The following is a 13435-nucleotide window of genomic DNA, read 5'->3' as shown; positions in this document are numbered from 1 at the left end:
GTGATCGCTTAGCCTGCGAGCAGGTCCCCGACGATCTCGTTGATCACCAGCGCCTGCGAGCCGTTCAGGCGCGGGTCGCACAGGGTCTCGTACGAGGAGCCGGAAACGTCGGCGTCGGGCCCGGCGCCGGCGTCGAGGCACTCGCCGACGTCGTCGGGGCTCATCTCCAGGTGGATGCCTCCCGGCCACTGCCCCGCGGCCCGCACGTGGTGGAAGAAGCTGCTGATCTCGGCGGCGATGTCGTCGAGCCTGCGGGTCTTGAACCCGGACTTCGTGGCGATCGTGTTGCCGTGCATGGGATCGCACATCCACACCACCGGGTGGCCCGCGTCGCGGACCGCCGAGACGATCGCGCCGATCCGCTCGTCGGCCTTTGCCCGTCCCATCCGCAGGATCAGCGTGAGCCTGCCCGGTTCCCGGTGCGGGTCGAGCACCGCGCACAGGCGCAGCACCTCGTCGACGTCCGCGCTGGGGCCGATCTTGCAGGCGAGCGGGTTGGACAGGCCGGCGAGGAAGCGGACGTGGGCGCTGTCGACGTCGCGGGTGCGCTCCCCGATCCACGGGACGTGGGTGGAGGCGAGGTACCACTGCCCGGTGACCTGGTCGCGCCGGACGAGCGGTTCCTCGTAGTCCAGGACCAGCGCCTCGTGGCTGGTCCAGAGGCCGCGGTGCTGCCATCCGGCCGCGGCGCGGCGGGTCGTGCCGTATCCGGCCAGCGCCGAGGACAGCGAACCGTCGGCCGGGCGGGACGAGGAGTGCTCGCCCAGGTGCCGCAGGGCGTCCACCTCGTGCGTGCCGGTCGGGTCGACCAGCAGCGGGAGGTCGAGCAGGTTCGACGCGTTGTGGTGGGCGATCCGGTGCAGCTCGTGGAAGACCGCCTTGGCGTTGTAGTAGCCCGCGATCATCCGCCGCGCGTCGGGCGTGCGGGAGCGCTCCTCGAAGTCCGGGCCGTTGATGATCAGCCCGCGGAAGCTCGGCAGCTCCCGGCCGTCGACCACCTCGGTCGGCTTGGAGCGGGGCTTGGCGAACTGGCCCGCGAGCCTGCCGATCGTGACCACCGGCTTGTCCAGCACCGCGCTGAGCCGGGTCGCCATCGACCCGATCACCCGGTCCCGCCCGGCGACACCGCGCACCAGCTCGGAACCGAACGGCTCGGCGCAGTCACCGGCCTGCACCACGAAGGCGTCGCCCGCGCTGACCGCGGCCAGCGCGTCGAACGACGCGCGGACGTCCGCGGCGGTGGTCAGCGCCGGAGCGGAGCGGAGGTGGTCGCGAACCGTGCTCAGGACCGGTCTCGACGCCCACCTGGTGGGGTGCTTGACCGGGAGGGTGCGCCACATCGACGGATGCCAGTTCCCGGCCGGGTCGAGCACCTGCGCGGTCCGGTCCCCAGCAGCCCCGGACGATCCCCCGGGAGAAGTGTGCTGAACGGTTTTCATGCGGAATCCCTCTGGTTCTGGATGTCTTGGACTGCAGGATCGGTGCGGGCACCGCCGCCGCTCCCCGGGGGAATCGCGACGTCCCCGCGGTGCACCGCCGTGGTTCAGTCGTGGCTGGGGATCCAGTCCCGCTCGATCTTCGGCGTGGCGATGCCGAGCGCGCGCATGTGCTCGATCGGATTCGTGAACTCGCGGCTCTGCACGATCCGGCCGTCGTCGAGCTGGAAGGAATGCACGAAATGGTTGCGGTAGTGGCCGACCGGATAGCCCGGGAACCGGATCTCGCCCTCGCCGTCGCACTCCACCCAGAACTGGTTCGGGTCCTGGGTCGCGAACACCCGCACGTCGAGCCACTGCCAGTCCGGCAGCACCTTCAGCGACAGTTCGCCGTGGGTCTTCAGGTTCTCCCTGCCCTGGACCACGATCGGCCTGCCGACGTCGGTGAGCCACAGCCCCGCGCTGCCGTCCTCGGTGTAGAGGGTGTAGCGCCCGAGCCGCGCCTCCCTGCTGGTCCGCATGAACTTCTCGACGGTTTCCCGGTTTCGGCCGCGCAGGACCACGTCCTGTTCGTCGGACCAGGTTCGCTCGATGTCAATCGACACTTCGGATCTCGCAATCATCCGGACGTGAGTTGTTCGCGAGTGGTGCGTCCGGGTTCGAGGCGGAATTCGCCGAAACCGTGGCCGCGCCGGTTCCCGCCGTCGAATTCTTCCCGTGCACCGCGTCATTCTTCGACCGTCATCCGCGCCGATACCCGTGCGCGGCGATTCCTACCCCCATCGCGTCCGCGAACAGGCATCGGCACTCGTACCGCAATTCTCCCCAGTGAGGTCCGACAACAACCCCTAAGATGTGGCCGCCGTTGGACGGGAGCCATTCTATGCACGCGCCGTATCGGAGTGTCAACAACAGCTATGGGTCGTCACAAGACGCGTTCGCGCGAAGTAATGAGCTCAGATCGAGGCGGTTATATTACTTGCCCGGACTGCTCCGGACGCCCTTCCATGGCCTCCACTCCGCGGTGACCGGAGTTCGCCACCGGCGGCACGAACCGGCATTTTCTCGGCACCGCTGGACGATTCGTACCAGAACCGGAGAACGAATGCCGCAGGAGTGGATGCACCGAACGGCCGCGCGTCCATCGGATGACGAGTTGTCCGAACATCACATGAATATCGTTCACATATGGGTCGTCGCGAGGCTGTTACCGCTGACTTTGCCCTTGTAGGCTTCTGCGGTGCCCAGACCTGGTCAACGCCATCCGCTGTCGGACGAAAGCCTGCCGGACCGGATCGCGATCGGGGTGCTGATCCGGACTTTTCCCCCGGAACTGGTCGACGCGGCGGTGGACTGCACCGGGCGCACGCAGCTGCGGTCCCGGCTGCTGCCCGCGCAGGTGGTCGTGTACTTCGTGCTCGCGATGTGCTTGTTCAACCAGGAAGGATACGAGTCGGTCACCCGGCGGCTGACCGATGGTCTGGAGTGGGCGCGGCGCGGCCGGACGCAGCCCGGCGAGCCCACCACCGCGGCGCTGTCCCGGGCGCGCGCCCGGCTCGGCCCGGAGCCGCTCAAAGCGCTTTTCGCCCGGGCGTGCCGGCTGTCGACGGGCCCGCGCTACCGCGGCAGGCGACTGGTTTCCCTGGACAGCACGACTTTCGACCTGCCGGTCACCGACAGCAATCTGGAGCATTTCGGTCGTCCCGGAAATGCCGGGCGCAACGCCTATCCGCAGGCGCGGGTCGGCGTGCTCGCCGAATGCGGGACGAACGCGGTCTTCGCCGCCGAGACGGCTCCGCTGCGCACCCCGGAGAAAACGGTGCGCCGCAGGCTGTTCTCCCGGCTGGGACCGGGAATGCTGCTCCTGGCGGGCAGGCGGCCCCCGGACTTCGACCTGTGGTGCCCGGCCTCGGCCACCGGCGCCGACCTGCTGTGGCGGGCCCGGCACCGCACCCCGCTGCCGGTGGTGGAGCGATTCGACGACGGCTCCTACTCCTCCGAACTGATCACCAAGTGCGGCGACCCGGTACGCGTCCGCGTCGTCGAAACCGCCGCCGGGCGGCTGGTGACCACCATTCTCCGGCCCGACCAGGCCCCGGCAGGCGAACTGGCCGATCTGCACGACGGACTCCGGAAAACCGAAAACGCGCTGGAAGAAGTCGAAGCGCTGCAGGGACCGGACTTCGTGCTGCGATCCCGGCAACCCGCGGGAGTCGAGCAGGAACTCTACGGTTTCCTCCTCGTTCACCACGCGTTGCGCGCGGTTCGCACCTAAGTAAGCGGTAACGGATAGTGAACTGATCAGCAGTTCCGGACCGACGTAGTTCCGCTATCGAATTCTCCCGGTTCTCCTTCCGAGTCAATAGTCGGTTGATAGTTTCGAGGAATGACAGACACCCGTGGCCCGAAGTTGGCACCGCTGGAGTTGACCGACCAGGAACTGGAGACGTTGGAAGCGCTGGCCCGCGGTGGAAAGACCGCGCAGGCACTGGCGCTGCGGGCCCGGATCGTGCTGGCGTGCGCGGAAGGGCTGTCCAACAGCGAGGTGTCGCGCCGGCTCGGCGTGTCGCTGCCCACGGTCGGCAAGTGGCGCAGGCGCTTCCTGGCCGACCGGATCGGCGGCCTCGACGACGAACCCCGCCCCGGCGCGCCGCGCACCATCACCGCCGCCCAGGTCGAGCTGGTGGTGACCAAGACCCTCCGGGAGCAGCCCGAAGGCCGCGGCGGCCCCTGGTCGACCCGGTCGATGGCCGAGGCCACCGGGATGTCGCAGACGGCGATCTCGCGGATCTGGCGGGAGTTCGGCCTCGAACCGCACCTGGCCGACGCCTGGCAGATGATCACCGACCCGTTGCGGGTGGACGGTGTCCGGGACGTGGTCGGGATCTGCATCGATCCGCCGAAGAAGGCGCTGATCCTGGCCGCTGACCGCAAGTCCGCCGAGCACGTGCCGCCGCCCGAGCGGACCACCCGGGGCCCCGACCGCCACGGCACCGCGTTCCTGATCGCCGCCCTGGACGAGGCGGGCAAGGTGATCGGCCCGCGCAGCAACCGGCACCGGGCGTTCGTCCGGTTCCTCAAGGCGATCGACACCCGGGTCCAGCCCGAACTGGATCTGCATCTGGTCTGCGACAACCACGGGACGCAGATGCACCCCACGGTCCGGAAGTGGCTGCTGGAGCACCCGCGCTTCCACCTGCACTTCACCCCGACCTCGGCGGGCTGGCTCAGCCTGGTGCAGCGGTTGTTCGCCGAGGTCTCGGCAGCGGACCGTTGATCCGTAAACCCTCTTGCAACTCAGCGCGCCGCGCTGTGAACCTCGTTACAGCGCCGTATCTGTCAGGTCAGCGGCGGATTTTGTCAGGTGAGGGCCGCGCCGATGTAGTCGGGGTCGGCGAGGAGCTCGGTGTGGGTCCCGCGCCGGACGACCCGCCCGCCGTCGAGGACGACCACCTCGTCCACCGCCGCGAGCCCCGCCGGGCGGTGCGTGACGAGCAGGGTGGTCCGCCCCCGCGTCGCGTCCAGCAGGTCGGCCAGCACCTCGTCGGCGGTCTCCGAATCCAGCCCCTCGGTCGGTTCGTCGAGCAGCAGCACCGGCGGATCGGCCAGCAGCGCGCGGGCGAGCTGGAGCCGCTGCCGCTGCCCGCCGGACATCGCCGCGCCGCCCTCCCCCACGACGGTGTCCCAGCCGTCCGGCAGCGACTCGATCCAGTCCAGCAGGCGCGCCCGCCGGGCGACCTCGCGCAGCTCCCGCTCGTCGCACCCGGGCCTGGCCAGGCCGATGTTGTCCCGGATGCTCGCGTGGAAGACGTGGTCGTCCTGGGTCACCCCGGTGATCAGCCGCCGCACCTGGTCCCCGTGGTAGCTGTGCAACGGCCTGCCTGCCAGCGTGGCGCTGCCGCCTTCCGGCTCGACGAACCGCATCAGGACCGCGAGCAGCGTGGACTTGCCGGAGCCGCTGGCGCCGACCACGGCGACCCGGCGGCCGGGAGCCAGCCGCAGGTCGACGCCGTCCAGCGCGAGCGGGGCGTCCGGCCGGTGCCGGACCCGCAGTCCCTCGACCTCCACCACGAACGGCGATTCGACGGGCTCGGCGGGCTGCTCGGGTTCGGTGACCGCGGGCTCGCTGTCCAGCACGGTGATCAGGCGGCGGGCCGACGCGCGCACGTCGGCGAACCGCCGAGCGCTCTCGGGCAGCGGGGCGACGGCCTCGAACGCGGTCAGCGCCACCACCGCGAGCACGACGTCCCCCGGGTCACCGGGAATTCCCGTGCGCAGAGCGAGGAACGTGACGGCGACCGTGGTGAGGCCCTGGACCGCCAGCACGACCGCACCGGCGATGCCGGTGGTGCGCGCTTCGCGGAGTTGCGCCGCGGCCAGCGACTCGCTGGCCCGCGCGGCGCGCGAGAGCGCCGCCTCGGTCGCGCCGAACGCGGCGAGGTCGGCCGCTCCCCTGGTGAGGTCGACGGTTCGGGACGCGAGTTCGCCGTGGTCGTCGCCCGCGCCCCGCGTCCGGGCCCAGACCGCGAAGGTCACCGCCGGCACCACCGCTCCGGCGATCAGCAGGCCGGTCGCCAGCACCGCGCCCGCGGCCGGCAGCAGGGCGAACGACAGCCCGGTCGCGGTCACCGCGACCGCACCCGCGACCGCCGCCGGGATCAGGCACCGCAGCAGCAGGTCCTGCGCGGCGTCGACGTCGTCGACGAGCTTGGTCAGCAGCTCACCGCTGCGGAACGCGTTCGTCCCGGCCGGGGCGAGCGGAACCAGCGCGCGGTAGACGCGGGCGCGCAGCCGCGCCATCGCGGCGAGCACCACCTCGTGGCCCACCAGGCGGTCGGCGTAGCGGAGCACGCCGCGTCCCAGCGCCAGCGCGCGGACCGCGACGATCGCCACCGCCAGCGCCGCCATCGGCGGCTGGTGGGCGGCGCTGGCGATCAGCCAGGCCGCCGTCGCCATCAGCGCCAGCGCGGCGAGCTCGGCGGCCGAGGACGCGAAGGCGGCGGGCAGCAGCCTGCGCCAGATCGGCGTCAGCAGCCCGAGCAACCGCCGTGTCGGGAACCTGGGTGCCTCGGACGACATGGGCCCGCTCCTCCGTGCCTCGTCTTCGAATTCGGCTTGCCCCGCCGCGCCCGTTCAGCTCCGGGAATCGAGCAGGACCGGACCACCGGCCGGTTCGTGCCCGGTGAACTCGCGCACCCGGCCGCCGGAGACCCGGACGATCCGGTCCACGTGGTGCAGCAGCGCGGGCCGGTGCGCGATCACGATGGCCGTGCGCCCGGCCATCAGCCTGGCGGACGCCTCGGCCACGACCGACTCGCTGTGCGGGTCCAGGTGCGCGGTCGGTTCGTCCAGCAGCAGCAGGGGCGCGTCCCGGACGAAGGCGCGCGCGATGGCGATCCGCTGCCGCTGCCCGGTCGACACGCCGGTGCCGCGTTCGCCGAGCAGCGTGTCGAAACCCCGGGGCAGGCCGTCGATGAACTCCTCCGCGCCTGCCGCGCGGGCGGCCTCGCGGACCTCCTCCATCGAGGCGTCCGGGCGCCCGAGCCGGATGTTGTCGGCGACGGACGCGGCGAACAGGTGCGGGCGCTGCGGCACCCACGCCAGCCGGGACCGCCAGGACTCGATGTCCACTTCGGACAGATCGGTGCCGCCGACGAGCACCCGTCCGGACTCGGCGGGCACGAACCCGAGCAGCAGCGAGAGCAGCGTGGACTTGCCCGCTCCGCTCGGCCCGACCAGCGCCACCCGCTCCCCTTCACCCACGTGCAGGTCGACTTCGGAGAGCACCGCGGAATCCCGCGCCGGGTACCGCACCGACACCCGCTCCAGCCGCACGTCGGTGACCTCGGCGGGACGCGCCGAGCCGCGGGGTTCGTCCTCTTCGGAGTCCAGCACCGCGAAAGTCCGCTCGGCGACCGCGATTCCCTCCGCGCTCTCGTGGAAGGCTGCCCCGGCAGCGCGCAGCGGCAGGTACGCCTCCGGTGCCAGGAAAAGCACCAGCAACGCGGTGTGCAGGTCCACCTCGCCTGCCATCAGGCGCAGCCCGACCGGCACCGCCACCAGCGCCACCGACAGCGTCGCGACCAGCTCCAGCACCAGCGACGACAGGAACGCCACCCGCAGCGTGCGCATGGTCGCGCCCCGGTGCGCGTCGGCCATCTCGTGCACGACATCGGCCTGGGCGTGCGCGCGGCCGAAGGCGCGCAGGGTCGGCAGTCCCGCCACGACGTCGAGGAAGTGCCCGCCGAGCCGGGAAAGCAGGCCCCACTGCCGGGCGGTCCGGTGCTTGGTGTGCGCGCCGACCAGCGCGCCGAAGACCGGGATCAGCGGCAGCGTCACCACGATGATCAGCGCCGAGGCCCAGTCGACCAGCGCGAGCCAGCCGATGACCGCCAGCGGCGTGATCATCGAGCCGACCATCTTGGGCAGGTAACCGGTGAAGTACGGATCCAGGGCGTTGAGCCCGCGGGTGACCAGCGTGGTCAGCTCGCCGTGCCGCTCGCCCGCCAGCCGCACCGGGCCGAGCCGCTGCGTCCGCGCCAGCACCCGGCCGCGCAGGTTCGCCTTGACCGCCGCCGCAGCGCGCTGGGCCAGGGCCGTGCATCCCCAGCCCAGCAGCGCCCGCAGCGCCACGATCCCCGCTAGAGCGAGGATCTGCGCAAGCAGCAGCGGCATGGGCAGCACTCCGCCGAAGCCGTCGGCGAGCACGCCGGTCAGCAGGCTCGCCTGCCCGATCACCAGCGCGGCGGCCAGAACGGCCAGCACCGCGTTGGTGAGCAGATGCGACCGCAGCGCCGGGATCTCCCGGAGCAGCCGCCGTTCGGTCGGTTTCATCAGTGCGCCCTCAGCCTCCGGTCTTCGAAGCGGCGCAGCCGCTTAGCCCACCCCAGCAACGGGTTCCGCCACCCACACCGCCAAGCAAAGCGAGTTCACGGACACCCTCAGAAGTAGCTGGGGCTCTGCTGGTCGACCCGGCCCCGGAACGTCCACCAGCTCCAGGCCTGGTAGGCGATGATCACCGGGATCAGCACGACGCCGAATCCGGTCAGCAGCCCCAGGGTCGCGGTGTCGGCGGCGCCCTCGGACACCGTCATCGAGAGCTCCGGGTTCTCGCTGGAGACCAGCACGTACGGGTACTGACCGAAGCCCAGCAGCAGCACCGGCAGCGCCGCCGCCACGCTGGTCGCGCCGAACGCCCGTCCCGGGCGCTGCTGCGCCAGCGAGAACCGGGCGACCACGAGGGCCAGCGCGACCAGCACGCTGAACACCACCGCGGCGACCGCGTTGGTCAGGTTCACGGTGAAGGTGCCCACCACGAAGGTGACCGCGAAGGCCGCGATCGCCGCCAGCAGCAGCGACCGGCCGATCCCCGCCGCCCGCTCGGCCAGGTCGCCGTGCGTGCGCAGCGCCAGGAAAGTCGCTCCGTGCGCGGCGAACAGGACCGCTCCGGTCACCCCGGACAGCAGGACGAACGGGTTCGCGAGCTCCGACAGGCCGAAGGCCCACCGGTGGTCCGCGCCCATCGGAACGCCGTTGAGCAGCACGCCGACGAACAGGCCCCACGCGAGGGCGGGCACCAGCCCGCCGAAGACGACCAGCCCGTCCCACACCTTCCGGCCGGCGTCCCCGGACCGGCTGCGCAGCTGCACCGCCGCGTTGCCGACGACGATCCCGATCAGGATCGCCACGACCAGGGACTGCATGCCGCCCAGCAGCGTCCCCTCCAGGAAGGGGAACGCGCCGAACAGCACACCGGCGAAGGCCACCAGCCACACCTCGTTGCCGAGGAAGAACGGGCCCAGCGCCCCGAGCATCGCCTTCCGGCCGGACCCGTCACGACCCACGATCGGTTGCAGCATCTGCACGCCGTAGTCGTATCCGCCCAGCGCGAAGTAGCCGCACAGCAGGAACCCGAGCAGGGCCAGCCACGCCGTTTCCAGGCTCATAACCACTTTCTCCCTGAACTCAGAAGGTCGGTCGGGGTTCTTCGCGCGGGGTGAGGACGGTGAGCTCCTCGGTCCCGAGCTGGGTGCCGGCGGGCCCGCGGCGCGCGTAGCGGGCGATCATGATCCAGTTGGTCACGGCCAGCGCCGCGAACACGGCGGTGAACGACACGAACGACAGCATCGCCGCTCCGGTGCTGACCGGTCCGATCGCCTCCTCGGCGGTCAGCTCGCCGTAGACGACCCACGGCTGCCGCCCGCCCTCGCGGAACAGCCAGCCCGCCAGCGCGGCGATGAACGGCAGCGGGATCAGCGCGGCCAGCACGTAACCGAGCCAGCGCGCCCGGGCCACCCGGTCGCCGAACCAGAGCAGCACGGCCAGGACGACCGCAGTGGCGATGTAGATGGTCAGCCGGTTCGGGCCCGCGGTGCCGTAGTAGATGATCCCGCCGACGAACTCGCCGACCGGGTAGGCCGCGATCGCCACGACCAGCAGCCCCAGCGGCAGGAACCGGACCAGCGCCCGGCGGTAGAGCACCAGGAACGCCAGGATCGAGACGATGAACACGACGTATCCGGCGTAAAGCATCACGTACTGCGCGTGGACCATCCACTGTGGAGGCAGGTAGTTGCCGGGTCCGTGCTGCGCGGCCATCTGCTCGGCCAGCGCGGGCGCCCCCGGCCCCGGCTCCAGCGCCGCCAGCTTCATCGGCTGGGTCTTGCCGAGCATCGGGTACTGCAGGGCGCCGACCATGTAGGCCGGGAAGCTCGCGACCGCGGCCACGACCACGCCCAGCCGCAGCGACCGGCCGAACACCTCGCGCTCCTCGGTCCGGCGGGCGTAGTGGTAGGCGCTGATCCCGGCGATGAACAGGCCACCGGTCACCAGCGCGGCGCCCGCGATGTGCAGCAGCGCGAGCATCGCGTTCGAGTTGGTCATCAGCGCCGCGAAGTCGGTCAGGTAGGCGACGCCGTCGCGCACCTCGTAGCCGACCGGGTGCTGCATGAACGCGTTGGCGACCAGGATCCAGTACGCCGAGAGGTAGGCGGTCAGCGCGACCAGCCAGATCAGCGCGACGTGCACCGAGGACCGCAGCCGGCCCCAGCCGAAGATCCACATGCCCAGGAACGTGGACTCGGCGAAGAACGCGATCAGCGTTTCCAGCGCCAGCGGGGCGCCGAAGACGTTCCCGGCGAACTTGCTCAGCCCGCTCCAGCCGAGTCCGAACTGGAATTCCATGACCAGACCGGTCACGATCCCGAGCGCGTAGTTGATCAGGTAGAGCTGACCCCAGAACCGGGTCATCCGCTCCAGCGCCGCTTTCTTGTCCGCGTCCTTGGCGAGCGCGGCCCGGGTGTGCATGACCGCCACCAGCGGGACGAGTCCCATGGTGAGGATGACGAACAACCAGTGGATGCTGGTGGTCGCCGCGAACTGCCACCGGGCGATGTCCAGGGTTTCCATCGTCAGCTCCCCTCACCGGGTGCGCCGTGGGACCGGACTGCGTCCGGCCGGGACGGGATACGGGTTTGCCGTGCGGTGCGCTCGGGCACGCGGCACGGACCGGATGAACGTGGTGTTCGCATCGGGAGGGTCATCGCTCCTGTTGGCGGCCGTTCGGCCGCTTTCCGAGCCGCCCGGCGCATGCATGATGTGTCTACGCAAAAGAGGCTAGGGAACTCGCTCCATGCTTTCCAAGACCAAAACTGGCATGCAAAGATGACCGATTTGCTATAAGCCAGGACAACAGGCCCGGAACGCGATCACGCCGTTCCGGAGTTCACCCGACAGCGCCATTCGGCAGGATTCCCGGCGCGGTGGGAAAAACCTTTCATTCCCGGTTGTTCCGGAAGTGGCGGATGGCGAAATCGCGGAAGCGCTCGGCCGCCACCGACAGGTACGACTCCTCGTTCCACACCAGGCTCAGCGTCCGCACGCAGCCCGGGGCGTCGAGCTCCAGCCAGGACACCGGGGTGTGGGTCGCGGCGGTGCGCCCGATCTGGGGCAGCAGGCCGATGCCGAGCCCGGCGCCGATCAGGTCCTGCGTCGCCCCCGGCTCGTTGCCCTCGCAGGTGATGTTCGGGCGCAGGCCCGCGCTCTCGAACAGCTGGTCGGTCAGCGTCCGCTGCCAGTACCCCTCGCGGGTCGCCACGATCGGCTCGTCGGCGATGTCCTCCAGGGAGACCCGCTCGGCACCGGCCAGCGGGTGGCTCACCGGAACGGCCAGGAAGACCTTCTCCTGGACGAGCTCGAAGGTGACCAGCGGCGGCCCGCCGATCGGCTGCGAGGCCAGGCACAGGTCGATCTCACCCGCGCGCAGCTGGCGCGCCATCAGGTCGGCGCTGAGCTGGTTGAGCCGGACGGTGACCCCGGGCTGCTCGGCCATGAACCCCTTGAGCACCGAGGTCAGGGTCAGCTGCGTCTCGCTGGCGATGGTGATCGAACCGTGTTCGAGGCCGGCGGCGTCGAGGAGTTCGAGCCTGCCGTCGTCGAGTTCCCGCAGCGCCCGGTCGACCCGCCGCAGGAACGCCGTCCCGAACTGGTTGAGGCGAACCTGCCTGCCCTGCCGGTCGAACAGCAGCACCCCGAGTTCGGCCTCCAGCCGGGCGATCGCCCGGCTCAGCGACGGCTGGGCGATGCACAGCTCCTGCGCGGCCTGGCTGATGTGCTCGTGCCGCGCGGCGACCTGGAAGTACCGAAGGCGCAACAGGTCCATCGACGAAGATCACCTCCAGCGGTTCACCTTAGCCTAGCCTTGACCGGACATTCGGGAGATCTCCGGCTCGTTCCCGGGCCCAGGGACCGCGTTTCCAGCTCTTGTGGACAACTCGTTCGCGCAGGAAAACACCACCCGCCGACAGAAACCGCGCGGCGGCGGGGGCGGCGCGCGGGTTGCACGGCGGATACGGCGGTTTCACACGTCCGGCGCAATCACTCCCAACCGCTGGGAGGCGACGTCCATCTGGCGGCCCAGTCCTCAGGACTCGCTCAGCTGGTCCGCGACCGACATCCACGCCTCGGAGTACTGCCGGGCCAGCCCGGCGACGATCCCCGCGCAGTGCTGCGGGACGTTGTCGATCATGCGCTGCCAGGAGTCGCCACCGGAGAAGCCGGCGTCGAGCAGCCGCAGCAACGTCCGGCTGGTCTCGGAGAAGCGCAGGGTCGGGTCGTTCTTGAGCACCCGCAACGCTTCCGCCGGCGTCATCGGCTCCTCCTGCCGGGGCTGCGGGGCGCCGCCCGCCTCCCGCGCCTCCGGCAGCGCCTGCGACCGCGCCCGGATGCGCCGGACGGTCTCCACCGCGACCCCGGCCTCCCGCGCGACCTTCCGCAGCGACGCGCCCGGATCCTCCGCGAGCAGCCGCTCGACCAGCGCCCGCCTGCGCGCCCCGTCCACCGGCCGTGCCCGCCCGTCCTTGCCGATCCTGATCCCGCTCGGCTGCTCCCCCGCCACCCGGCAGCGGATCGCGGCCACCACCTTGGCCGAGATCCCGACCGCCTCGGCGATCATCCGGTCCGACCAGCCCGGGTGCGAGGCGATGATCTTGGCCGCGGCGGCGGAGCGCTCCGCGCGGGACAGCGGCAGCCCGTGGCGGGCGTTGAGCCGCACCCCGAGCACGAAGGCGTCGGCGGTGCTGCCGTCGAAGAACACCGCGGTGATCGTGCTGTCCCCGCGCAGGCGCGCGGCGGTCAGCCGGTGCATGCCGTCGATGACCCGCCGCGTCGCGCGGTGCACGACGATCGGCGGGAGCCGGTCGGCGGAGATGTCGAGCAGCCGCCGGACGTGCTGGTCGTCCTGGACGTTCGCGCGCGGTGAGTCGGCGGGGCGGAGTTCGGCGATGGCGATGCGCGACGGAGCCGACAGCGCGGCGAGTTCCGCGCGCATCGCGGAGTCCGGCGTTTCGTGCTCACCGGTCCCGTCGGTGACCACAGTGGTGTAGATCATGGTGTTCCTCGCAGGATGGAATGCGCTCGTCGTTCTGCGGTCGGCATGCCGTCCGATTCCCGATCAGCTCCCCCAGCGGCGGTCACCGAATCGTCCAACGCTATTCACCACA

The 13435-nt window shown here is 71.0% G+C and carries 10 protein-coding genes; 2 read left to right on the top strand and 8 right to left on the bottom strand.

What is annotated here, in order from left to right; translation table 11 throughout:
• Nucleotides 1-8 precede the first annotated feature (8 nt).
• Both ABD691_RS20495 and ABD691_RS20490 read right to left on the bottom strand, forming a co-directional pair.
• A complete protein-coding gene (locus ABD691_RS20495; RefSeq protein ID WP_344682065.1) occupies nucleotides 9-1439 on the bottom strand; it encodes a 3-deoxy-7-phosphoheptulonate synthase in 1431 nt (476 codons plus the stop codon).
• Nucleotides 1440-1543: 104 nt separating this feature from the next.
• Complete coding sequence (locus tag ABD691_RS20490; RefSeq protein ID WP_344682063.1) at nucleotides 1544-2041, bottom strand: PhzA/PhzB family protein; 498 nt, start codon at nucleotides 2039-2041, stop codon at nucleotides 1544-1546.
• Nucleotides 2042-2676: 635 nt separating this feature from the next.
• On the opposite strand from ABD691_RS20490, the gene ABD691_RS20485 reads away from it, so the two are divergent.
• Together ABD691_RS20485 and ABD691_RS20480 are read left to right on the top strand one after the other, a co-directional pair.
• Nucleotides 2677-3711 (top strand): IS4 family transposase, encoded by a 1035-nt coding sequence (locus ABD691_RS20485; RefSeq protein ID WP_344682062.1) that lies wholly within the window; start codon nucleotides 2677-2679, stop codon nucleotides 3709-3711.
• A gap of 111 nt (nucleotides 3712-3822) precedes the next feature.
• On the top strand, nucleotides 3823-4713 hold the full coding sequence (locus ABD691_RS20480) for an IS630 family transposase (RefSeq protein WP_344682060.1): 891 nt from the start codon (nucleotides 3823-3825) through the stop codon (nucleotides 4711-4713).
• A gap of 83 nt (nucleotides 4714-4796) precedes the next feature.
• Here the strand turns inward: ABD691_RS20480 and cydC are convergent, their stop codons facing one another.
• The 6 genes from cydC to ABD691_RS20450 all read right to left on the bottom strand — a co-directional run bounded on the left by cydC (nucleotide 4797) and on the right by ABD691_RS20450 (nucleotide 13323).
• Nucleotides 4797-6515, bottom strand: coding sequence for a thiol reductant ABC exporter subunit CydC (gene cydC / locus ABD691_RS20475; RefSeq protein WP_344682058.1), 1719 nt, complete (start codon nucleotides 6513-6515; stop codon nucleotides 4797-4799).
• A 54-nt stretch (nucleotides 6516-6569) separates the two neighbouring features.
• Entirely contained in the window at nucleotides 6570-8270 is a 1701-nt protein-coding gene (cydD, locus tag ABD691_RS20470; protein WP_344682056.1) for a thiol reductant ABC exporter subunit CydD, read from the bottom strand.
• Between the two features lie 107 nt (nucleotides 8271-8377).
• Entirely contained in the window at nucleotides 8378-9382 is a 1005-nt protein-coding gene (gene cydB / locus ABD691_RS20465) for a cytochrome d ubiquinol oxidase subunit II (RefSeq protein WP_344682054.1), read from the bottom strand.
• A gap of 19 nt (nucleotides 9383-9401) precedes the next feature.
• Nucleotides 9402-10844, bottom strand: a complete 1443-nt coding sequence (locus tag ABD691_RS20460; protein WP_344682052.1) for a cytochrome ubiquinol oxidase subunit I — start codon at nucleotides 10842-10844, stop codon at nucleotides 9402-9404.
• Between the two features lie 367 nt (nucleotides 10845-11211).
• On the bottom strand, nucleotides 11212-12096 hold the full coding sequence (locus ABD691_RS20455) for a LysR family transcriptional regulator (protein ID WP_344682050.1): 885 nt from the start codon (nucleotides 12094-12096) through the stop codon (nucleotides 11212-11214).
• 261 nt (nucleotides 12097-12357) lie between these two features.
• Nucleotides 12358-13323, bottom strand: a complete 966-nt coding sequence (locus ABD691_RS20450) for a streptomycin biosynthesis protein (RefSeq protein WP_344682048.1) — start codon at nucleotides 13321-13323, stop codon at nucleotides 12358-12360.
• Nucleotides 13324-13435: the final 112 nt, after the last annotated feature.

It is taken from the genome of Saccharopolyspora taberi (assembly GCF_039534165.1).
Lineage (GTDB): Bacteria > Actinomycetota > Actinomycetes > Mycobacteriales > Pseudonocardiaceae > Saccharopolyspora_D > Saccharopolyspora_D taberi.
Note: the sequence above shows the minus strand (reverse complement) of the source record. Positions and strands in the feature narration are given on the sequence as shown.